Genomic DNA, 21,961 nt, shown 5'->3' on the forward strand with positions numbered 1-21,961 from the left:
ACTGAATCACACGATTCTCCTGCTGTTTTTTTTATTTACCATTTCCCACTTCAGCGCAGCACAGCTCCAGGTCGTCCCAATCCCGAGGGGTGGCGTAAAGGCACCAGCTCCAAAAAGCAGCGATAACCCTGGCGCCAGAACCCAAGCAGAATCTGTGCTCACCCTTCCCTTCTGGGATGATTTTACAACATCATACGGGCCGTATCCGGATACCACACGGTGGAAGAACAGCTATTCCGTCTGGGTGAACAACGGCATGGCCATCAACCCGCCCACGCTCAACGTTGCCACCTTCGATGGACTCGACTCAGCCGGGCTGGCCTACAACGAGAACGAAGTATTGCTCAACGGATTCACGGACACGCTGATGTCAAAGAACATCGACCTGAGTGACCCCACGCTTCCCATGGCCGACCGGGGCACGGTCTTCCTGAGCTTCTTTTACCAGTGGCGTGGCAACGGAGAGGCTCCCGACCCCCAGGACTATCTGCAGGTGGACTTCAAATACGACTCCGCCAAGTGGGAGACTGTGCTTACCCTCAAGCCCAACGACACCTTCAAGCCTGATACATTCTACACGGCCATCGTCAAAGTTGATGGCGAAAAGTTCTTTGACGCCGATTTCCAGTTCCGCATCATGGCTTACGGGCGCCAGTCAGGGCCGTACGATACCTGGAACGTCGACTACGTATACCTGAACAAAGGCCGCAGCATCACAGACACTGCATTTCCCGACCAGGCCATCACTTCTTCGCTGTCGAGCCTGTTCAAAAACCGGTACAGGGCGATGCCTTACCAGCATTTTCGCCAGGACCTTTCTCTGCTCCATCCTAAGTTTAACATCTACAACCTGCGCGGTGGTGTACCGGAAGTACTCACCTATTTTACAGAGGCCACGTTCCATAACGACGTTGCTGCCCCCTACACTATCAGCAACCTCGGCGGCGACAGCACCAACATCAACGATGATGGAAGCAACACTATTTTTGCCTTCGAAAAGCGTACGGTTACCTTGAAAGATATTCCCAACCCGAACGATGCCGCGCAGTTCAATCCCAACGCAAAGTATGTGGATGTGGACCTGAAAGTGCACTTGCTCACGGGTGACAATATCGACCTGGAGGATGGATCTCCTGCCAAAGACTACGACCCGAACTACGCGCCCATTGATTTCAGGGTGAACGATACCATCACGAACACTTATTCGCTCAGGGACTATTATGCGTATGACGATGGCGTTGCCGAATATGCCGCGGGGCTCATCGAGACCGGTGACCTGATCGCTTATGAATTCGAGCTTCCCTTCAACGACACCTTCAAGCAAGACACACTGATCGCTTTCGACATCTACCTGCCACCTTACGGGATGACCAGCAACCAGACCGTTGACTTCTTCATTTATGGCGATAACAACGGCGTACCCGATGATACGGCGCCCCTGCTCAGGTTCTCGGGAAAGTCTGTGAGCCGTAAAAAGCTCAATGAGTTTCAACGGGTCGCTTTCCTCCCGGCAATCCTGATCGACCAGCGTAAATTCTATATCGGTTGGAAGCAGCCCTCAGTAGGCAAGATGCTGGTGGGCCTGGATATCAGCAACGACACCGGAGACAAAGTATTTGTGAACGTGAACGGCACCTGGAAAAAGAACAACCGGGTACACGGCAGCCTGATGGTTCGCCCGATATTCGGCTCAGGACTTGTTGAAACGCAGGTGGGAACGGAGGAAGTGGCAACACCGTTCTCCGTCTTCCCCAATCCCTCGCGCGGAAGCTTTTACATTGAAGGGCCGTTGGATCATCTGGAGATCCTTTCCATTACAGGGCAGCGTGTTTCTTTCGAGTCGGTGCATGAGTCAGACCGCACACTGGTGCAGCTCAATCAGCCTGCGGGGCTTTACCTGCTGCGCTGCACGAAAGGCACTGTTACCAAAACGCACAAGATCATCGTGGCACGTTGACCATGATCGGCGCCGGACTGAAGCAGAGTATAAAAATCAATAAGGTAATCCAGCCCAACAAGATTCTTTTTGAATCGAGTGGTTGTTCTATCTCCGATGGCGGATGTTCAATGCCGATGAACCGGCCTATGATGACACCAAAAATAAGCCAGCCTCCATATCCCTCTACGCCGGGCACGTACTGCAACAGCAAAAACTGAACAGCAAATATCAGTGCCGTATACATGGCAGTATCTTTCGTGGGTAGGCGCAATCCCTTCAGCGCCTGAAACAGCAGAAACACGTAGAAAACAATGCCGAGCAAAAGCTCATCCTTTGGTAAGTCTGGTTTGATATACGGCCAGCCCAAACCAGAATAAAATATAAGGGCAATAAAAAATACCGTGGCAATAACTTTGTGTTTCTTAAAACCAAAAAGTCCATACACCACATGCCCGCCATCCAGCTGCCCGATAGGCAAAAGATTGAGACACGTAACGAACAATGCAAAGTAACAGGCCATCAGCACGGGATAGTGCATGATCTCGTGTGGATTGGGAATGCGCGCGGGATCTGTCGCCACCTGCTGAAAAAGCCAGGTGATCAGGCTTGATCCGATCTGTACGTCGATCGCCTTTTGCTCTTTCATGATCTGAGGGTCGTAAGCATGCGAAGCGTAATCCAGTCCGTACTGTTTATATTCCGGATGAAATTGAAATATGTACTCCGCCGGAGGCAACGTTCTGTAGGCGTAGAATAAAGCAAGGAGCGCCACAACGAATCCGGCCAACGGTCCGGCCAGACCAATATCAAAATTCTGAAGGTTGCTTTTCGGTCTGCTGCGAAGTCTGATCAATGCCCCCATGGTACCGAAGTTCAACAGGAAGACCGGGATCGGCGGTATGGGAATATAATAAGGCAGCGACGTGCGCACCTTATGATACATGGCAGTAAAGTAGTGACCAAATTCATGCACCGTGAGGATCAGCAGCAAGGGAACAGAGAACTGCAGTCCGCTAAGGAAAGTATTCCAGCTGTAGTTCGGATTAAAAGACAGCGGGAGCCCGCTGGCAAATTCCGAACCTGCCAGCGTGGTGGTGATGAAGGTTATAACGAATAATACGACCTGGAAAATGATCTGCTTAGTCTTTCTGCTCATGGAAATAATCTAGAATAAGGTCGGGTGTGGTTACATGTACTGTTTTAATACCTACGGACTGTGCGCCTGTTACGTTTGATGCGTTGTCGTCGAGAAAAAGTGTCTCTGCTGGGTCGAGGTTGTTCTCGTCCAGCACACGTTCGAAGATCTCGGCGTCGGGCTTGCGCATCAGCATGCGGTGAGAGTAGTAGGCTTTGTGAAAATAAACATCAAGCGAGCTTTCTTTCGATACTTCGGGAAGCATCACCTGGTTGATGTAGCTCAGGTGGATGTCGTTGGTGTTGCTCAGCAGGTAGACGTTATATTTTTTCTTCAGGCTCAGCAGCAGGGAGAGCTTTACTGCCGGCAGTCCGCGGAGCATGGCATTCCAGCAGGAGTCGATCTCGCCGTCAGTAACATTCACGGCGTAGATCTGTTTCAAGTATTGCCGGAAGGCATCATCGTCCATGCCACCCTTTTCATACGTATTGAAACCTGGTGAGCTGATAAAGATCTCCTGCACTTTCTGACGCGGAATGCCTGAAAGATCGGAGAAAGCCTGCAATGTATGATCCACCGACAGGTCCAGAATAACACCTCCAAGATCGAAAATAAGATTTTTGACAGCCAATGCCACAGTTTATGAATTTAGGCTGTAAAGCTAATAGATTTGAGATATTAGTCCCGATAGCCGTAGCGGGAGATTTGAAACAGATTATATTTTCTCTCATTCAATCGGGATCATTATCTGTAACAAGCGTCTGCTAAACTGCATTTTTTCGATAGAACGTTTTGCGTGATAACTATTTTTGGTGTGATTCCGTTGTTTAACAGACTGATTGTTTATAACTTATCTGTATGTTCGGCTTGTCACAATCACAAAAAACGAAGGAGCTTGTTCTTTACATCGCTCACCGGTTCGCATCACAGGATAACTACGGGCTTACTTTGCTTAATAAGAGTCTCTACTTTATCGACAACATTTCCTATCTGAAAAGAGGAAAGCGTATCTCGGATCTCACCTACATCAAACAAGCATTTGGTCCTACGCCCGAGCCACGTCAATTCCTGTCGATAAGAGATCAAATGGTCGGTTCAGGAGACATTGAAGTAATTGAATCGGGATTTTTCGGACGGATTCAAAAACGATTCATTGCTAAAAGACCACCCAGGATTGATGTGTTTCTCGCGGAAGAGATCGTGATCATTGACGAGGTCTTATCCAGCATAGGCGATCTTAACGGCTCACAAATAAGTGATCTGTCGCATCAATTCCCCGCCTGGAAAGCTGCATCCGACAGAGAGGAATTGCCGTTCTTTACTTTTTTACTATCCTTCACTACCCCATCTGAAAGAGACATCGATTGGGCAAAAGCAGCCATTAAGGAGTGTACACAGTAACACCGACCAAGAAATTCATACAACAATTAAAACAACTATATTCTTCTCATCCGAGAATGGATGAGTTTAAGAATGCTATAACATGGTTTTTGAGCAGAACGCCAAGGTCAAAACTATGCTTTAATATTCTTGATGATCATTTCCTGTGGGTCACGGATCAACTTCCGATCAAAACGATTTCTAAAGTCAGGATCGTTTATCACGTCAACGATGAAAAGCAGGTTGTGAAGCTGATCTCAATTGCCGAACACATCGATCAGCCATAAAGGCCCAACCCAAGCGGCAAGGTAACTTAAGACAGGGATTTCAGAACATAAGGCGTTGTCACTTTAATCCCAGCCTGTTAAAAAACAAATAAATCTTATCCCGAACTGTCCAATTCAAGGCATCTCATTTGACATGGAGTTAGTACAAGCAAAACCAAAAACTATTATGAGCAAGGTAAATGTATTTAACTTCATCACACTGAACGGCTTTTACAAGGGGCCGGCAGAGGACATCAGCTGGCACATCCATGGCAGCGAGGGCAGCGAACTGGCCATTGAAGGACTGGGCTCCGGGGCTACCATTCTTTTTGGACGCGTCACTTACACCATGATGGCAAGCTATTGGCCAACATCTGAAGCGCTCCGGGATAATCCAGGGGTGGCGGAAGGAATGAACAGTGCCGAAAAGATCGTTTTTTCAAGGACGCTGAAAAAACCTTTATGGAACAATACGAAGGTGATGAGCGGCAACCTTGTGGCGGAGGTGAAGAAACTTAAACAGGATTCAGATAAAGATATGGTGATCCTGGGCAGCGGCAGCATTACGGCGCAGCTTGCCGAATACGGGCTCATCGATGAATACCAGTTTATGGTTGATCCCGTAGCCCTCGGCGATGGCACCCCCATATTCAAGGGCATCAGCCACGAGCTCGACCTGAAACTCAAAAAAACGCAAGCTTTCAGAAATGGCGCGGTGCTGCTTACATACCAGGCGGTAAAAAAAGTTTAAGGTTTAAAGTTGAAAGTTATAAGTTTAAAGTTGAGGGTCGTGCGGCGCCCAACTTTAAACCTTAAATTTTAAATTTGAAACTAACCACTTCTAAAATTAAAACATCGAATCAATTTATGGACGAATATCTCATCATCATGCGCCTTGACCTGATCACAAAAGCAGCGCAACCCTCTCCCGAGCAAATGCAGGTCTACATGAAACAATACCAGGATTGGGTTGGCGGCATTGCGGCCCAAAACAAATTCGTGGGTGGCAAAGGCTTATCAACCGAAGGCAAGGTGATCAAATCAGGCAGCGCCATAACAGACGGCCCGTTTGCCGAGATCAAAGAATCAATAGCTGGCTTCATTATCGTCAAGGCAAAAGACTTTGACGAGGCTTCCGGTTTTGCGAATGCATGCCCTATTCTTCGTGGACCAGGCAACAGCGTGGAAGTGAGAAAGGTAGTTTCGGTACACAACGGGGGTTGAAGTTTCAAGTTTAAGGTTTCAAGTTTAAAGTTTAAAGTTTAAAGTTTGAAGGGTGTTGATACCTCATTTGTTTAGGACCGAGTACAGGAAGATCGTGGCCGTGCTTTGCAAGCGCTTTGGCTTCGAACGTATGGAGGTGGCCGAAGACATTGCCAGCGACACCTTCCTCACCGCCATGCAAACGTGGGGCATAGAAGGTATTCCTGAGAACCCAACGGCGTGGTTATACAGGGTCTCCTCGAACAAGGCGAAGAACTACCTGCAGCGCAGCACCACCTTTGGACAAAAAGTTATCCCGGAACTTGCGAAAGACATTGTTACCGGCACGGCTGAACTTGACATAGATCTGTCGCCGCAGAACATCAACGACAGCCAGCTGCAGATGATGTTCGCCATCTGCCATCCTTCCATTGCACCCGAAGCGCAGGTAGGACTGTCGCTCCGCATTCTCTGCGGCTTCGGCGTGGAAGAGATCGCAGATGCTTTTCTCACCAGCAAAGACACCATCAATAAACGATTGTTCAGGGCCAGAGAAAGATTACGGGAGGAGAAGATCAGCATCGGGCTTCCCGCTGCATCGGAGCTCGACGAGCGGCTTGCTCCGGTGCTCACCACGCTCTACCTGCTATTCAACGAAGGCTACTACTCCATCAGCCAGGAGAAAACCGTTCGCAAAGAGCTTTGCCTGGAGGCCATGCGCCTTTGCACCATGCTGGTGGAGAACCCCGGCACCAACAAACCACAGGTAAATGCGTTGCTGGCGCTGATGTGTTTTCACGCATCGAGGTTTGATGCACGCACCGGCAAAAACGGCGAGATCATTCTCTACCAGGAGCAGGATACGGGACTCTGGAATACAGACCTCATCAGCAAGGGCGGATATTTTCTTCATTGCGCCACCACCGGCGACAAGATCTCAAGGTATCACCTCGAGGCCGGCATCGCTTACTGGAACACTCAACGACCCGACACACAAGAGAAATGGGAAAACATCCTGCAACTCTATAACCGCCTGTTGCAGATAGAATACTCGCCCGTGGCGGCGCTGAACCGGACCTATGCGTTCTCGAAGGCCAATGGAAAACAGCAAGCCATCGCGGAAGCAGAGAAACTGGAACTGATAGACAATCACTTTTACTTCGCCTTGCTCGGTGAGCTGTATACTGGCATTGATAACCGCAAGGCACAGCAACATTTTCAAAAAGCGCTATCAATGGCCCAGACAACAGCGGATGTCAGTGCTATTCAAAAGAAGATCCTGGAAATAAGAGGTCAGACTGGGGAGTAAGCAGTAAGTACGAGGGACGAGGTACGACGTACGATCTTGTGCTGCGTAGGGGCTACGATCAGGGCGCTACGTACCTCGTAAATCGTACTTCGTACTTCTGAGAGATTGGGAATCTGGTGATTTATGAATATGTTGAGCATCATTTTCAATTGTTTTCCAGATGACGGATGTAACCAGGTTTCACATACTCGCGCATATCATTACTTCGTTTACGGGGGCGTTGCTGTTACTGGCAATCTGGTACAATATCAGCGATCGTTTCAAACAGATCCTGCAGGAGGATAACTCTCCCCAACGGGTCGATAAAGGTTTGCAGCATTTAAGTCTTGCCATCTTTGTATGGGTGGTTGCCGGCTGCTGGGCCTACCTGGGCAATGAATTCCGTTTCGATCAAACGTCCTACTACAAAACCGGGAATAATCTATTCTCCATCATCAACGACCTCTTTTTGTTTCTTGCGCTGTGCTACGCCGATCATGCGCCCCAATTCATTCAAAAGAATAAAAAGAACAGTACCCGCATCGTTGTTCTGATCTTTATCATGGCGCTGCTTACATGCCTGATACCACCATCGCTGGGCGAACACGATGAGATGCACGGTCTCAGGATCAGCGCCCTCCCCGACCTCATCTTATCCGGTTTTTTAACTTTTCTGTTGATCGTTACTTTTTACCGGACGTTCGCAAACCGGGGACTAAAGCTCGTAGCCGTCATTTCCGTTATCGCCATTGTATTCATCTTCATCTCCATCCTTCCCGATGTTTTCCCTGACCTGTACGGTGACTTTGCAAAGGAGCTGATCAAGATCACCGCCAAAACTTCGTTCATCGCCATTACACTTGTGTTGGCAACCAGCTGGGTCATTCAACTGGCCAACACACCCAAGCCAAACGAGATGATGATCAGCTTTATGGACTGGTCGTTGATCAAGCTTACCATTCCGTCGAAAAAGGTATTCGGAGCAACCATTGAGTTCGGCTCCAAGACCACGCAGTATATCAACCTCTTTAAATTTGCCATCAGAAGAAAATTCGGCAACGAGAACGCTCAAAGTATCCTGATCGGCCTGGGTGGTGAGATCAACAACCAAACCTATCTCAGCCGGATCATCGATAACATCAATGAAATACTGCAGCTGGAAGAGGACCAGAAGCTCGACCGGAAGGATCTCTTTACCTTCATTGGCCAGGGAAAGTACCGCCTCCGGATCATTCCCGAGAATATCAAAATTGATGAAACGTTGCTGCGGGAATTCATCAACACACCTGTAAATCAGGAGTATAAGTCCATTGTAACTTAGTGTAACTGCAGTTACAGATCGTTTCTTACGGTTACTTTTTACGATTCTTTACAACAGCGCTGGACGCACAGGCCGGGTGCCGGATACATTTGGACAACACCAAAAGTCAAACGATCATGGCAAATATCTGGCTCAAAAAGAATATCCATCAGCTGGTGGACGAGGCTTCTGACAATGGAAAAGGCCTGAAGCGAACCATCGGCACCCTGGGGCTTATTTCCCTGGGCATCGGCGCCATCATAGGAGCCGGATTATTTACCAGCACGGCGGAAGCGATCGCCAACCATACAGGCCCCGCCGTATCCATCAGCTTTATCATCGCTGGCATTGGCTGCGCGCTGGCCGGTTTATGTTATGCGGAGTTCGCTTCCATGATCCCCATCGCGGGAAGCGCCTATACCTACGCTTATGCCACCATGGGCGAATGCATTGCCTGGATCATCGGGTGGGACCTGGTGCTGGAGTACGGGGTTGCTTCGGCCAAAGTAGCTACATCGTGGTCTGAATACCTGAACAGGCTGCTGAACAATGTTTTTCATTTTCAGATCCCGTATGAGCTTTCACATTCACCCTTTCAAGCTTCGGCCGACGGTGTGCAGGGCATTATCAATCTGCCAGCCTTGCTCATCATTCTGTTATTATCGCTTGTATTGATCAGAGGGGTCAAAGGATCATCACTGGTGAACAGCATCATTGTGATCATCAAAGTAGGCATTGTGTTGCTGTTCATCGGCTTCGGCTGGTCGTATATCAATCCGGCTAACTATGATCCCTACATCCCTGCAAACACAACCGGCGTATCCGGTGAGTTAGGCTGGACGGGGCTTCTGGCCGGAGCAGGTGTGGTGTTCTTTGCTTTCATTGGATTTGATGCTGTATCCACCGCGGCGCAGGAAGCGAAAAATCCTCAACGTGACATGCCCAAAGGTATCCTGCTGTCGCTGTCCATTTGTGTGGTGTTATATATTCTCTTTGCGCATGTGCTGGCCGGCGTTGCGAACTATACTGAATTCAGAACGGTGGGTCAGGAGGCTTCCATTACCTATGTGATCGATACTTACATGAAGGGTTATGGATGGCTTTCTACTCTTGTCACGGTTGCTATCCTCGCCGGGTTTTCGTCGGTGATACTGGTGATGCTCATGGGACAATCGCGGGTGTTCTTTTCCATGTCAAAAGACGGACTGGTACCCGGGATCTTCTCTCAACTTCACGCCAGGTTCAAAACACCCTGGAAATCAAATCTGCTGTTCTTTGTTTTTGTGGGAATCATTGCAGCGTTTGTTCCTGCGTCTATCATATCAGACATGACCGTGATCGGGACACTGTTTGCTTTTGTATTGGTTTGCCTTGGGATCATCGTTTTACGAAAAACAGATCCGTCGATCCCCAGACCATTCCGCACGCCCTGGGTGCCCGTGGTGCCTATCCTGGGCATCCTCGTCTGCACGGGATTGATGTACTCCCTCGGCCCGGCCAACTGGCTGCGGCTGATCATCTGGCTGGCCATAGGTGCTGTCATTTACGTTTTTTACGGAATTAAAAACAGCAGGCTTCAGAAAGGCACTGTGAAAAAGCAGCTGCAGCAATATTGAGCCTGGCTGCTTTTGTGAATTCGGCCCAAATCCTTAAAATTGCACTCCTTTTCAGGGCCCATAGCTCAGCTGGTTAGAGCACCTGACTCATAATCAGGGGGTCGCAGGATCGTGCCCTGCTGGGCCCACATAATCAAGCAGTTACAAAACGTAACTGCTTTTTTTGTGAATAAGTCGCAGCGTTGTTAACTACAAACGGCTAAGCTCAGACGGCCGGATGATCTTTACTTAATTCACGCGGCGTAAAATATCCCTTGATGCAGTTAGGATTGCATATGCAAATTTGAATGTGGTCTTTTTCCCGAAATCCGGCATCTGGATAGAGGCTGTCACCTTCCCAAAACACACCTCTTACGGAATCATAAGCTGGCGCACCATTTTGCTTTCTAAGACTGTGCACTGTCTGAATGACGGCGCAATCAAGTTCCCGGATAAGCAAATCGGGTCCGCCTTTAGTGACTCTGTTTTTTGGAAGAGAGATGGAAAATTTGGAGTTCTCAACTGTTTGCTTAAAGAATTTATAAGCTTCCTTTACCTCAGTGAGATTTTGGTAGTCGAGCAAATCGAGGCAACGCCCCAAGTCAATAACGGCACCAAGCGCAGCTGGTTTGGTAATCGTTGGATCTGTTTTCTTCGACAACGCCTTGGCAAACTCCAGTGCTCTGGAGGGGCTGTATTCCCAAAAGTATATACCGTGGCCTAGCCAATCCCATGAATTTGTACTGGCCTTTAACGACTTGTTCTTCTGAATTACCTGATTTAAAACCTTCTTATCACATCCATGAAAGGCCAGAGTCAGGCCTGTTCTTGAGGAATACATAGATGCTTATATGGCTTGCGGAGATTACCGTTTTTGGTAAAAACGCCCAACTCGATCAGGAAACGTTGAGACGCGCCTTTGCTTGATAAAACCCGCTTTTTGTAGGTTTCTAGTGACTTATTATACTGTTTCTTTTCCTGATCGCTCATGTCACTGTTACTTTAGTCAAATATATGTACTATACCAATACTAATCAACCTTATACCTGCTCAAGAGTGCATAGCTACAAGAACATGTGCAACGCTACTGTTCATAAACTGTAACGATATCAGCTGGTTTAGAAGTTCCACCCCTGGCCGAGAGGGTACGCTGCTGAATGTTACATCATTGTTAGCCCTCTAGTGGTTGATCTACCACGCGAACGTGGTCTACGGGCTATTACTTTCATCCCCCTAGCCACAGCCAGCGAGCGAGTAAGGTTTTTCCAAAAACATTCTCTTTTTCAGTCCAGTTATTCGGCATAGTGGATAAACTCACTTGAAACGACCTTTTTCAACGTGTTTAGATAAATTTGGTATCGTATAAGCGCAAGATCAAAAACACGGATGAATGCGTATATGAAAAAACTGACTATCATATTTCTGTTGATGTTTGGCAACTTAACCCTGGCGGTATTTGCCCAAAGCAGCTCACGAGAACTTATCGCCATCGACATCCTGGTTCAGCCAGATGCCCAAATGATCAAAACCGCCGTGGAGGTCAATAAAGGATTACACAAAGATTATCCAAAAGGCTTTGTGCTGGATACGGCCCATCCACCCCACATCACCCTGGTGCAGCGGTTCATCCACCGCGATCAGTTGGACGAGGTCATCAACGCGGTCAAGAAAGTAGTTACAGAGCAACATCCGCTTCCCTTCAAGCTGGTGACAACCGGCTATCTTACTTCTGTATGGAATTATACCGGGATACTTGGTTACGAAGTTGAGCCCACTTCGGAGCTGGATCAATTTGAAAGAAAGATCGTATCCGCTACGCAACCTTTCTCCGTACATGGTGGCACGGAGGCCGCCTTTGTGAAAGAAACGGCTGAGCAGATCAACACCGAAACGATCCGGTACGTGGAGACATTTGTTCCCAGCTCGTCGGGAAACAATTTCACCCCGCACATCACGATCGGCACAGCTCACCCCGCGTTCCTGAAAAAAATAGAATCGGAGCCGTTCAGAAGTTTTTCATTCGCCGGAACAAGCATTGCCATTTACCAGCTGGGCAATTTTGGAACGGCACAGAAAAAGCTTTGGATCTCGGAAGCAAAATGACGGGAAACGGTACCGGATATTCCACAAAGTCTGGACTTTAACTATTTAGATTCACGCCGGCGCTTCTTTAAAAGCCAGTGATAAACGTTTTGCTGTCCTACCGTAACAACATACGCTTGAACAAACTCCCATCCATCACTCCCCATGTAGTTCAGGGCATCAACCATTGAATTGAAAATTCGCACCTTGCCCGTCTGTTCGTCCCTAACCCTGTTGTCAAGCCACACGTTTTTCGCCTCTCCGAAGTCAATATCAATCGTGACTTTGTTACTGAAAAGCCGGGCCGTTCCTATAAGCTCGCAATAGGAATACTTAACTGTGTCAGGCTGCGCCCTCAACAGCAGTGGTGAACATATAAAAATTGTGATAAAGAGAATGGTAAGTGGTTTCATGTTGGTGACAGGCGGTAAAAAGAACTATGTTAAAACATAAAACCCATCCATCCACTTAACTGAGAGCGGAGAATGGGCTTCCTATAGTTAAAGATAAGAGAATTTAATCCTGATAATCAAGGGCGTCACGTGTGTGAGGATTATGTTTTTTAGAGAAAACCGTAAACCCTTCCCCGAAGATTTAGTTATCTTTCCTTTCCATGTACCCTACCCTTTAGTCTATGATCAAGTTCGTAAAGTGTGCCCTAGCCATTGGCGTTGTAACCCCGCGTCTCCTGATAATGACGATCGTATGCCTCGGCATCATCTCCTGCCAGCAAAACGAAACGTATCGTGATGAGATCTATGATAAGCCAACGGTCACCATCGATCCCGCTATTAAAAACCTGACGCCGGAACAAAGCCTTGGCGCGATGCATCTTCCAAAAGGTTTTCATATCGAGCTCGTGGCCAGCGAACCGATGATCCATGAACCCGTAGCCATTGCGTGGGATGGGAACGGAAGAATGTATGTGGCGCAGATGGTCACCTACATGCAAGACATCGATGGCACCGATGAGAATGAGCCCTGGAGCCGGATCTCCTTGCTCGAAGATACCACCGGTGACGGCGTGATAGACAAAAGCAGCATTTTTCTCGATAGCCTGATCCTGCCGCGCATCATGCTTCCCCTGGATGACCGTGTCATTGTTGGAGAAACCTATAACAGAAGTCTTTATTCTTACCGGGATACCAATGGAGACGGAACAGCAGACGAAAAAACTCTTTTGCTGGCCGATACCCTGAAAGACAACCGTAATCTTGAACACCAGGACGCCAACCTGTTGTGGAGCATTGACAATTGGCTTTATGTGACCAACAAAGCATTTCGTTTTCGTTTCACCAACGGCACGTTTGTGAGGGATACGATGCCTGAGTCGGCGCCAGGTCAATGGGGCCTCACGCAGGATGAAACAGGGCGCCTCTTCTTTTCACGCGCAGGTGCGGAAATTCCCGCGCTTGGTTTTCAGCAACACCCGGCCTACGGCAGCCTTGAAGTACCAGGGAAATGGGATGAGTCGTTCCTGGAGCCGTGGCCCATCGTTGGAACCCTCGATGCACAAGGCGGTAAGCGCAGACTGAAGGCTGGCGACAGCACGCTCAACAGGTTCACCGGGGTGGCAGGCCAGGAAGTATTTTTAGGTGATAAAATGCCGCCTGCTTATGGTGATCTTTTTATTCCGGAACCGGTTGGCAGGTTGATACGCCGCGCAAAAATTGAGCACCAAAATGGAAAGATCGTTCTCTCCAATGCGTACCACCAGGCCGAGTTCCTGGCTTCAACCGATCCGTTGTTCAGGCCTGTGATGGCGGCTACGAGTCCCGATGGATGTCTATACGTAGTAGACATGTACAGAGGCATTATCCAGGAAGGTCAATGGGTGGGCGAAGGCAGTTACCTGAGAGAAGTGGTGAAGAAGAAAGGGTATGACAAGTTCGTTGGCATGGGAAGGATCTACCGGATTTACCATGAATCACAGAAACCCGGCCCGAAGCCTGACCTCCTGAAAAAATCTCCGAAGGAGCTGCTCGCGTACCTGAGTCACCCGAATGGCTGGTGGCGTTATACCGCACAAAAGCTCATCGTATTGAAACAGGATAAATCAATTGTGCCCGATCTTATAGAAACCGTTGAAGGCAATGAAGGTCTCTTCTCCGGAATTTTTGGAGCTGATCAAGATTACGGTCTTGAAAGGCTTCACGCGCTTTGGACCCTGGAAGGGTTGGACGAGATCAACAAAGATCTGCTGCTGACAGCTTTTAAAGATGAAGATGCCCGCGTGCGGGTTGCGGCGATCCGGATCAGTGACCGTTTTGTAAAACAACGGGATGCAGCCATGATAGAAGCGTTAAGAGCGCTGACAAATGACACTGATGCCGAGGTGCTGCAACAGCTGATCCTTACCTTTAGGATCATCAACAATGAAACAAAAGATCTGGTACAATCCATCGCCAACCGGTATCCCGACAACGATGTGATCAAGGCAACGGCTGCGGAGAATTTAAACCCGGCCTTTTCTGAGGTACAGGCACTCCGGGATAAATTCAGACTTCGCGGCGGCGATGCTGCCAGCCAGATCATAAACGGTTACAAGATCTTTAAAGAGTACTGCTCAACGTGTCACGGTCCTGAAGGAAAAGGCATTCCACAACTTGCACCTCCCCTTGTCGGATCACCCCGTGTTACCGGAGACCCCGAGGTCCCGATAAAAATATTGCTGCACGGCTTAACGGGACCGGTAGACGGCGTGGAATACAACGGACCGATGGCTTCCGTTGCCCAGCAGAATGACGAATACATCGCTGATGTGGTTAGCTACATCCGGGCGCAGCTGAACAATGAAAAAGACCTGGTGTGGCGGGGACGTGTGAGAACCATCCGTGAAAAGAATGCGGAAAGAAAAAATTACTGGACCCTGAAAGAGCTGGCGTCAGACAAACAAAACACCCAATAGTGGTAAAGAAAAAAAAGCGCCCCCTTTCGGCAGGCGCTTTCCAACAACAAACCTATAAACACCAAAACTTAAATCGATTGTCGTGAGCCGCGGTTTTTGAACTGCGAGAGATAGTGGATCTCTTCTTCCCGGTAGGGCGTTCCGTCGGCGCGGAAAATATCGTGAAACCAGAGTGAAGGTTCGCCATCGTAGGTGACCGTCCATGAATCCCACGGATAGCTGGTCTGGGTCTTGCCGGCTACGAGCCCCCAGTTGTAACCGCTTACATTGTGTTTCCTAAAAACAGGCAGAATACTTTCGAACGTGTTGTTAAAGCCACGGGCCATATATTCTGTGCACAGGATCGGGCGGTTGAACCGTTGTAAGATCCTGATCCTTCGCTCCATCTCTTCAGGCGATTCGTAATTATGGAATGTGATCACATCCGAGCTCTCGAGCATATAGCGGTCGAGCGCCTTGATCTTGTCATCAGTCCACTCTCCTATCCACACTCCTGCCGTCAGTGGTTGTGAGGGGTTCACTTCACGCGCCCAGGTAAAGGTCTTCTTCAGCAGCGCAAGGCTCAGGTCTGCCTTATTCTTCGGCTCGTAAGCGCCGTATGAAGAACCATTGGTATTGCAGGGCTCGTTGAAGAGGTCCCACACGTGAATGCGACGGTCATTGGCAAAATGGCCGATCACACCTTTCACATAACCTTCAAGCTGATCGTGCTTGCGCGAATCTTTCAGGATCTCGATACCAGGGCTTTGCAGCCAGCCGGAGTTATGAACTCCGATCTTATACTCACGTTTGCCCGGTTCGGGAAACGGATTCCAGACACTGTCAAAAAGTACGAACATGACACCGATGCAGTGCTTGTCAGCCAGCGTCAGGAAAGTCTCCATGCGCTGCTTCAGTCCTTCTGCATCATGCTCCCACAACAGGTGGTGCAGAAACACGCGGATGGAATTAAAGCCAAGGCCTTCTGCCCAGCCCAACTCGCGGTCTATGGTAAGGGAATCGAACGAATCGGCTTCCCACATTTCAAGCTGGTTCACCGCAGATGAAGGTGCATAGTTACAGCCAAGCAGCCAGCCTTTCTCTGCGTACCAGTCGTTAATTCTTTGTATTGTCCATTGCTCCCCTGCCAGCGCAGGCTCGCCATTAACTTTACTTGTGCTCATATAGGGTGTTGGAAGTTGTTCTTATCAGTTGATCTTTGTGTTAAGAAAAACAGGGACGCTAAGATTGATCGCCTGCTGCGGATCATTGTCCCTTGCACATTACAAAGGTCATCAAAATCCGTGCAGGGTTTTGTACTGTTAAAACAACAAATGCTGATGTGTAATATTTACAGAATATGTACTGTAATCTGAAGCAGCCGTATTATTCCGTGCGATGCGTATGATCAGCTGTGAATGATAAAAAGCATGTCGCCAGGATCTTAGAAGCAGCTATAATCACAAGATGGTGAAAGAAGATCCAAAGCAGGTATTGCGTGTGGCGGTAATTACGCACAGGATGAAAGTGAGAGAAGGTCTTTTCTGTAAACAAAAACAAAACATTATTTGACTAACCTTATATTTCTTACGATGCCCAAGCGCATCGCAAAGAAAAGGGCTCTCTTTTCAGAAAGCCCCCATTCTCTTTTTTCAATTCATCTATGTGCCGTATGATCCGGTTGAGACTTCAAGCATGTATTTTCAGCTTTTATATATTTTCAATAGAAGATCCAGTACACGCTCATTGAAAAAAGATTGTACATAAATCGTTAAAAACTGCATGCCAGTATCACCGGCTGCACAGCTCAATGATTTTCGCACGCATGACTCTATGATATCGGCGTAATGATACGAACGTTACCCATTGATGATCTCACCACCGTTGACGTGAATGAATTGTCCTGTCACATACGACGCATCGCCGCAGGCCAGGAACAGGTACGCGGGTGCAACTTCAGAGGGCTCGCCTGCCCGCTCCATGGGCACATCGCTGCCGAAGCTTGCTACCTTGTCGCCATCGAACGTTGACGCGATCAGGGGTGTCCATATAGGTCCGGGTGCCACACCGTTCACCCTAATTTTTTTCTTTACCAGGTTTGCCGAGAGGCTTCGCGTAAAGCTCACGATAGCGCCCTTGGTTGACGCATAGTCGATGAGGGAAGGGCTGCCGCGATAGGCCGTAACGGAAGAAGTGTTGATGATGACACCACCTTCGGGGATATGAGGCAACGCCGCCTGCGTAACCCAGAAGTATGAAAAGAAATTATTGGCAAAAGTAGTGACCAGCTGATCGGAAGTGATGTCTTCGAAATTCTTCTCTTCCCAGTGCAATGCTGCATTGTTGACGAGGATATCGATGCGTCCGAATTTTTTGATCGTTTTGCTCACAGCGCTTTTACAGTTAGCCTCTTTGCTCAGGTCGCCCGAAATGATGATACAGTCCTGGCCTGTTTCCTGCACCATGCCCATGGTCTCGCGTGCATCGCGGTGCTCGTTCAGGTATGCGATGGCAATGCTGGCGCCTTCCTTGGCGAAGAGCACGGCCACCGCCCTGCCGATACCACTGTCTCCGCCGGTGATGAGGGCCACCTTGTCTTTGAGTCGTCCAGAGCCAGGATATTCATTGTGCACTTCAGGCCTGGGCTGCATCTTGTGCTCCTTCCCTGGCCTGGCTTGTGTCTGGGGCTTGCGCAGTGTTTTTTTCTTTCCTCCCTTTTGCATGTCTGTTGTTTTCCAAGTGTGTACAAAATTTCCATTCCAATCGGTTGCCGGTTCGGTTGCCAGTTGCCAGTTACCGGTTGCCGGTTCAGAGCGGTGTGACTCTACATATGACGTGCTCCGGGTCAAGTGAACTAGATACGAGATGTGAGATGAGATATGAGACAGCCAACCTCAGCTTGATTTGAAATACACCAGTAAAAGCGCACCCTTCCTCAACTTTAAACTTTAAACTTTAACCCCTCAACTGGCAACTGGCAACCGGTAACCGGCAACTTTAAACCTTAAACTTTAAACCTCAAACCTCAACCTCCCCCTCAACTGGCAACTGGTAACCGGCAACTAGCAACTGTTACACATCTCGGCTGCGCATCATACAACCTCCGGTTTTCATGCTGCCACCATCCTTTTTGCTCAAGGGCGGGATGGTGATGGTTGGGATTGCTTGATAAGGCGCGCAAAAAATCAACAAGCGGTGTTGGCTCCGGGGTGCCGGTGCGCAGATCGAAGGCCCCGTGCTCGTAATGATCGTTTGGTTTGGTCAGCAGTTGGTTCCATCCATAGGAGCCCAGCAGTGCCCAGGCTGTAACGGCGGGAATGTTGAGCCCTTCGTTGTTCAGCGTCACGCAAATATCCCAGACTTCCTTAAACCACCGGATCTGGTCATCGTTGTGTCCATTGATATGAACCTCCGTTACCGCGATGGGAATGTTGTATCGCTCCCAGCACTCCTTCAGCAACACTTTCAACCCTGAAGGCGACGGATGGTTCACCCGCATGGCCTCCACATCGGCATACCGGTGCTTGTGGTTGCCGCCCCAATAGTGCTCCGGATACAGCTTGAACTTCTGGTCGAGGAACCGCTCCGACGTAAGATAGTGATCGGCGCCGATCAGGTCAGGGGTGCAGGGATTGTCCAGGAAAAAATTCAGCATCCTGTCGGGCACCTTCAGCCATTTGAAATAATCCCACAGGGCATGATCCCGATTAAGCAAGCCGGACAAAATATCGAAGGTAAGCCACCGTCTTTCGTTTTCGAAATCGGCCTGGTATTGAAGCAACGAGGTGCTGTAAGTTTTGCTCAGGTCTTCGGTCTGCAGCAACCTGGCATCGGGGTTGATCTTGCGGATCTCCGCCATGGCCAGCACAATGGCCTTCATCTGGTTTAACAAAATTACGGCGAACGCGCCGGCCCTTTTACGATGCGGATACCATAGACCATACAACCCGCTGAACCTTGCTGTGGTCAGCGGCTCATTGATGGGTGTGTACCACTCGAGCCATGGAAATTTCTCCGCCACACTTCCGGCATACGCCGCAAAAAGATCGGGAAGATCAGGGCTCATCAGGCTGGTGAACGACGGACCGTTGCCGTGATGCATGAGTCCGGCAATAGGTTTGATACGATGTCTGTTCAGGGCGTTGAGCTGCCGTTCTGTCCATGACCAGTCGATGGTTGCATGAGGCGAAAACTGGTGCCGTTCCCAGATCACCGGGTACCGGATGGCGCGGATGCCTGTTGCAGCAAAACGTTCGATATCCGCTTCACCCCGCTGGTAATGCCCGGTGTAGTGAAGCTGGTCCATGAACAGATCGCCCACCCTGTTAAACGAACACTCTATCCCACCCCAGATCTCAGGTATGCAGCTGGAAGACCTTTTGTCCATTCACATGTTTTTCGGACTGACGTTGCGTGATCTTCTCGAACAGCGATAAAGATTGGGCAACCACCTGATCCATGTTGTAATAACGATAAGTAGCCAGTCTGCCTGTAAAATATGTATTGGTCATTGCGTTGGCCAGCTGCTGATACTTCTTGTAGATCTCCGCGTTCTCCGGCCGTGGTATCGGGTAATAGGGATCGCCATCGGCCTGCGGGTATTCATACACCACAGAAGTTTTCGGATGCTTCTGACCCGTCAGGTATTTGAACTCCGTGATCCGCGTATAGGCATGCTCGTTGGGAAAGTTGATGGTGCCCGTAGACTGGAAAACATCGGATTCTATGGTTTCGAACTTGAATTCGATAGACCTGTAGGGAAGCCTTCCGTAACAATAGTTGAAGAAGCTGTCGATCGGCCCGGTGTAGATCATGTTCCTGTAAGGGATCACATCGATGATCTCTTTGTAGTCGGTGTTGAGCATGATCTTGATGTTGGGATGCGAGAGCATCTTCTGGAACATGCGCGTATAACCGAACAGCGGCATCGCCTGGTATGTATCGGTGAAGTAGCGGTCGTCGCGGTTAGTACGTGTAGGCACGCGCGCGGTTACCGATGCATCGAGCTCGGAGGGATCGAGATCCCATTGCTTACGCGTATATCCCCTGAAGAATTTCTCATACAGCTCCCGGCCCACCTTGCTCACCACCACGTCTTCGGAGGTGATGATCCGATCGATCTTCTCTGCCTTTGATTCGAAGAAATCGTTCAGCTGGTGACAGCTGAGCTGAAGGCCGTAAAGCTTATTGATGGTGTTCAGGTTGATGGGAATGGGCACCAGCTGCCCGTCAACGCTGGCCAGCACCCGATGCTCATAGGGACGCCACGCCGTAAAATGGCCCAGATAATCGAAAACCTTTTTCGAATTGGTGTGAAATATGTGAGGGCCGTATTTATGGATGAGGATACCATCCTTGTTATAATAGTCGTAAGCGTTTCCTCCTATATGATCACGTTGGTCTATAATTAAAACTTTTTGGTCTGCGATAGAAGCCAGCCGCTCTGCCAGAACACTTCCGGCGAAACCGGCCCCTACAATCAAAAAATCAAACATATACTTGCTCCTTTACATTAGTGGTTCGTTTCAGTTTATCGTTCAGTTTTCTTGTAATCAAATACATCATACGTTGCCAGGTTTTATCCCAGGAGTTCTGGGAAAGAAATTCATTGACGTGCTGCAGCCACTCATCACGGTCTGTATTTTCCAGTTCTAATGATGCAACTCTTACAAATTCTTCAGGAGTGCCTGCAATGTTCACCAAGCCGTTCCGTCCGTACTGACGCAGCACGTCGATGATCGGCGTTGAGATCACAGGCCTTCCGGCAGCCAGGTATTCCGGTGTTTTCGTAGGGCTTATGTAACGGGTCGACTCATTATGCGCAAATGGCATCATGGCGATATCCCATCCGGAAATGTAGGAAGGCAGTTCGCTATATTGTTTCATGCCCAGGTAATGGATGTTGGGCAGCTTCGGCAACGTATCCGGACTGATCTTGGCCGTGGGGCCGATCATCACGAGATGCCACTCGGGCTTACGTCTTGCAATGCCCTCGATCAGTGAAAGATCAATGCGCTCGTCGATCACGCCAAAGTACCCGATCCGCGGATGCGGGATACCGGCCTGATCAGAAGGATCAACGGTATAGAGCCTTGCCTTGAAGTAGTGTTCTGTATCGATGCTGCTCGGGAACGGATGAACATCAGGGTGACGGTGCTTCTTTGCCTCGTACAGGCTATAGCCTCCGGTAAATACCATGTCGGCCTTTGTAAAGAGCTCGTTCTCCTTGTCTTTCAAACACTGCGGAGCGAACTTGAAAGCCGAGAGCTCATCCATACAATCATATATTGTCATGGCTGGATTGAACTGATCGCTCACGTTCAGCATCATAGGTGTATAGTACCAGAAGATATAATCGGTGATGTTGCGTTCGATGAACAGGCCCGATATCAATTCCTTCTGGTGCGCAATGGCCGCGTCGTCGCGCAGGCCTTCCCTCAGGTGAGGCACCACCACCCACAGGTTTTCGGCGGGGGTTGAGATGTCGAGATAGTCAGCCGATGCATCGAACAAAGGCTCCTCGATAAAATAAACTTTAAAATGCCTTGCAAACCTGCTCAACAAATGCTGAGGTCTCTGGTACACGAAGTTCCAACGCAGGTGTGAGAAGCATACAAGGTGGGTGATAGCCGTTGTCATAAGGATAAATTTGTAACGTTTATAATGATATTCTTATGCCAGAGTTTTATCCGCTGCTTTTGGTTCTTAACCGGTAGTTTAATGTGTAATTAAATACCCATGAACCCGGCTTGGGGAAGAAAAAATGCGCGTATTTGCCACTGTAAACGCCACTTTTGACCGTCTGCCCGCTGCTTGCCGCAAGGTCGTACGGCCGCTTGCCAACGGCTGACAATATGACCTTAAAACAAAAAAAGCCTCCTTCATT

Annotated in this window: 18 protein-coding genes and 1 tRNA gene; 10 read left to right on the forward strand and 9 right to left on the reverse strand. The window is 49.0% G+C overall.

Going from position 1 to position 21,961, the window contains the following annotated elements; all coding sequences use genetic code 11:
* The first annotated feature begins 154 nt into the window (after positions 1-154).
* Positions 155-1,957, forward strand: coding sequence for a T9SS type A sorting domain-containing protein (locus KK083_RS32665; RefSeq protein WP_254164414.1), 1,803 nt, complete (start codon positions 155-157; stop codon positions 1,955-1,957).
* Here KK083_RS32665 and KK083_RS15780 read toward each other — a convergent pair.
* Both KK083_RS15780 and KK083_RS15785 read right to left on the reverse strand, forming a co-directional pair.
* Positions 1,941-3,095 (reverse strand): site-2 protease family protein, encoded by a 1,155-nt coding sequence (locus KK083_RS15780; RefSeq protein ID WP_254164416.1) that lies wholly within the window; start codon positions 3,093-3,095, stop codon positions 1,941-1,943. The genes KK083_RS32665 and KK083_RS15780 overlap by 17 nt on opposite strands.
* Entirely contained in the window at positions 3,079-3,711 is a 633-nt protein-coding gene (locus tag KK083_RS15785) for an HAD family hydrolase (RefSeq protein ID WP_254164418.1), read from the reverse strand. The genes KK083_RS15780 and KK083_RS15785 overlap by 17 nt, the downstream gene beginning before the upstream one ends.
* Before the next feature lie 221 nt (positions 3,712-3,932).
* On the opposite strand from KK083_RS15785, the gene KK083_RS15790 reads away from it, so the two are divergent.
* The 7 genes from KK083_RS15790 (at position 3,933) to KK083_RS15820 (ending at position 10,255) form a co-directional block, all read left to right on the forward strand.
* The gene (locus KK083_RS15790; protein WP_254164420.1) at positions 3,933-4,475 is read left to right on the forward strand and encodes a Panacea domain-containing protein; all 543 of its coding nucleotides are present in this window, start codon (positions 3,933-3,935) and stop codon (positions 4,473-4,475) included.
* Positions 4,476-4,907: 432 nt separating this feature from the next.
* Positions 4,908-5,471 (forward strand): dihydrofolate reductase family protein, encoded by a 564-nt coding sequence (locus tag KK083_RS15795; RefSeq protein WP_254164422.1) that lies wholly within the window; start codon positions 4,908-4,910, stop codon positions 5,469-5,471.
* 116 nt (positions 5,472-5,587) lie between these two features.
* Positions 5,588-5,944 carry a YciI family protein gene (locus tag KK083_RS15800; RefSeq protein WP_254164424.1) on the forward strand — a complete coding sequence of 119 codons (357 nt, stop codon included), beginning with the start codon at positions 5,588-5,590 and terminating at the stop codon, positions 5,942-5,944.
* A 67-nt stretch (positions 5,945-6,011) separates the two neighbouring features.
* Entirely contained in the window at positions 6,012-7,232 is a 1,221-nt protein-coding gene (locus KK083_RS15805) for an RNA polymerase sigma factor (RefSeq protein WP_254164426.1), read from the forward strand.
* 160 nt (positions 7,233-7,392) lie between these two features.
* Complete coding sequence (locus tag KK083_RS15810; RefSeq protein WP_254164428.1) at positions 7,393-8,532, forward strand: hypothetical protein; 1,140 nt, start codon at positions 7,393-7,395, stop codon at positions 8,530-8,532.
* Between the two features lie 116 nt (positions 8,533-8,648).
* Positions 8,649-10,127 (forward strand): amino acid permease, encoded by a 1,479-nt coding sequence (locus tag KK083_RS15815; protein WP_254164430.1) that lies wholly within the window; start codon positions 8,649-8,651, stop codon positions 10,125-10,127.
* Positions 10,128-10,181: 54 nt separating this feature from the next.
* Positions 10,182-10,255, forward strand: a tRNA-Ile gene (locus KK083_RS15820).
* 77 nt (positions 10,256-10,332) lie between these two features.
* Here KK083_RS15820 and KK083_RS15825 read toward each other — a convergent pair.
* Positions 10,333-10,947 carry a hypothetical protein gene (locus tag KK083_RS15825; RefSeq protein WP_254164432.1) on the reverse strand — a complete coding sequence of 205 codons (615 nt, stop codon included), beginning with the start codon at positions 10,945-10,947 and terminating at the stop codon, positions 10,333-10,335.
* A 557-nt stretch (positions 10,948-11,504) separates the two neighbouring features.
* Between KK083_RS15825 and KK083_RS15830 the strand changes: the two genes are divergently transcribed.
* Positions 11,505-12,209 (forward strand): 2'-5' RNA ligase family protein, encoded by a 705-nt coding sequence (locus KK083_RS15830; RefSeq protein WP_254164434.1) that lies wholly within the window; start codon positions 11,505-11,507, stop codon positions 12,207-12,209.
* 41 nt (positions 12,210-12,250) lie between these two features.
* On the opposite strand, the gene KK083_RS15835 is transcribed toward KK083_RS15830, so the two are convergent.
* Entirely contained in the window at positions 12,251-12,601 is a 351-nt protein-coding gene (locus KK083_RS15835) for a vWA domain-containing protein (protein ID WP_254164436.1), read from the reverse strand.
* 281 nt (positions 12,602-12,882) lie between these two features.
* Here KK083_RS15835 and KK083_RS15840 point away from each other — a divergent pair, with 281 nt between their 5' ends.
* Complete coding sequence (locus tag KK083_RS15840; RefSeq protein WP_254164438.1) at positions 12,883-15,096, forward strand: DUF7133 domain-containing protein; 2,214 nt, start codon at positions 12,883-12,885, stop codon at positions 15,094-15,096.
* Between the two features lie 68 nt (positions 15,097-15,164).
* On the opposite strand, the gene KK083_RS15845 is transcribed toward KK083_RS15840, so the two are convergent.
* The 5 genes from KK083_RS15845 to KK083_RS15865 form a co-directional block, all read right to left on the reverse strand.
* Positions 15,165-16,259, reverse strand: a complete 1,095-nt coding sequence (locus tag KK083_RS15845; protein WP_254164440.1) for a glycoside hydrolase 5 family protein — start codon at positions 16,257-16,259, stop codon at positions 15,165-15,167.
* Positions 16,260-16,934: 675 nt separating this feature from the next.
* On the reverse strand, positions 16,935-17,798 hold the full coding sequence (locus KK083_RS15850) for an SDR family oxidoreductase (protein WP_254164442.1): 864 nt from the start codon (positions 17,796-17,798) through the stop codon (positions 16,935-16,937).
* 314 nt (positions 17,799-18,112) lie between these two features.
* Positions 18,113-19,462 (reverse strand): family 1 glycosylhydrolase, encoded by a 1,350-nt coding sequence (locus KK083_RS15855; RefSeq protein ID WP_254164444.1) that lies wholly within the window; start codon positions 19,460-19,462, stop codon positions 18,113-18,115.
* The gene (glf, locus tag KK083_RS15860; RefSeq protein WP_254164446.1) at positions 19,431-20,570 is read right to left on the reverse strand and encodes a UDP-galactopyranose mutase; all 1,140 of its coding nucleotides are present in this window, start codon (positions 20,568-20,570) and stop codon (positions 19,431-19,433) included. The genes KK083_RS15855 and glf overlap by 32 nt, the downstream gene beginning before the upstream one ends.
* The gene (locus KK083_RS15865; RefSeq protein ID WP_254164448.1) at positions 20,563-21,714 is read right to left on the reverse strand and encodes a glycosyltransferase; all 1,152 of its coding nucleotides are present in this window, start codon (positions 21,712-21,714) and stop codon (positions 20,563-20,565) included. Before KK083_RS15865 ends, glf begins: the two co-directional genes overlap by 8 nt.
* Between the last annotated feature and the right edge of the window lie 247 nt (positions 21,715-21,961).

Source organism: Chryseosolibacter histidinae (assembly GCF_018598225.1).
Lineage (GTDB): Bacteria > Bacteroidota > Bacteroidia > Cytophagales > Cyclobacteriaceae > Chryseosolibacter > Chryseosolibacter histidini.

Coding starts and splice junctions, on each gene's coding strand:
- KK083_RS15800 (WP_254164424.1), top strand. CDS start 5,588: ATGGACGAATATCTCATCATCATGCGCCTTGACCTGATCACAAAAGCA.
- KK083_RS15865 (WP_254164448.1), bottom strand. CDS start 21,714: ATGACAACGGCTATCACCCACCTTGTATGCTTCTCACACCTGCGTTGG.
- KK083_RS15830 (WP_254164434.1), top strand. CDS start 11,505: ATGAAAAAACTGACTATCATATTTCTGTTGATGTTTGGCAACTTAACC.
- glf (WP_254164446.1), bottom strand. CDS start 20,570: ATGTTTGATTTTTTGATTGTAGGGGCCGGTTTCGCCGGAAGTGTTCTG.
- KK083_RS15845 (WP_254164440.1), bottom strand. CDS start 16,259: ATGAGCACAAGTAAAGTTAATGGCGAGCCTGCGCTGGCAGGGGAGCAA.
- KK083_RS15825 (WP_254164432.1), bottom strand. CDS start 10,947: ATGTATTCCTCAAGAACAGGCCTGACTCTGGCCTTTCATGGATGTGAT.
- KK083_RS15810 (WP_254164428.1), top strand. CDS start 7,393: ATGACGGATGTAACCAGGTTTCACATACTCGCGCATATCATTACTTCG.
- KK083_RS15795 (WP_254164422.1), top strand. CDS start 4,908: ATGAGCAAGGTAAATGTATTTAACTTCATCACACTGAACGGCTTTTAC.
- KK083_RS15790 (WP_254164420.1), top strand. CDS start 3,933: ATGTTCGGCTTGTCACAATCACAAAAAACGAAGGAGCTTGTTCTTTAC.
- KK083_RS15855 (WP_254164444.1), bottom strand. CDS start 19,462: ATGGACAAAAGGTCTTCCAGCTGCATACCTGAGATCTGGGGTGGGATA.
- KK083_RS15850 (WP_254164442.1), bottom strand. CDS start 17,798: ATGCAAAAGGGAGGAAAGAAAAAAACACTGCGCAAGCCCCAGACACAA.
- KK083_RS15780 (WP_254164416.1), bottom strand. CDS start 3,095: ATGAGCAGAAAGACTAAGCAGATCATTTTCCAGGTCGTATTATTCGTT.
- KK083_RS15840 (WP_254164438.1), top strand. CDS start 12,883: ATGACGATCGTATGCCTCGGCATCATCTCCTGCCAGCAAAACGAAACG.
- KK083_RS15815 (WP_254164430.1), top strand. CDS start 8,649: ATGGCAAATATCTGGCTCAAAAAGAATATCCATCAGCTGGTGGACGAG.
- KK083_RS15835 (WP_254164436.1), bottom strand. CDS start 12,601: ATGAAACCACTTACCATTCTCTTTATCACAATTTTTATATGTTCACCA.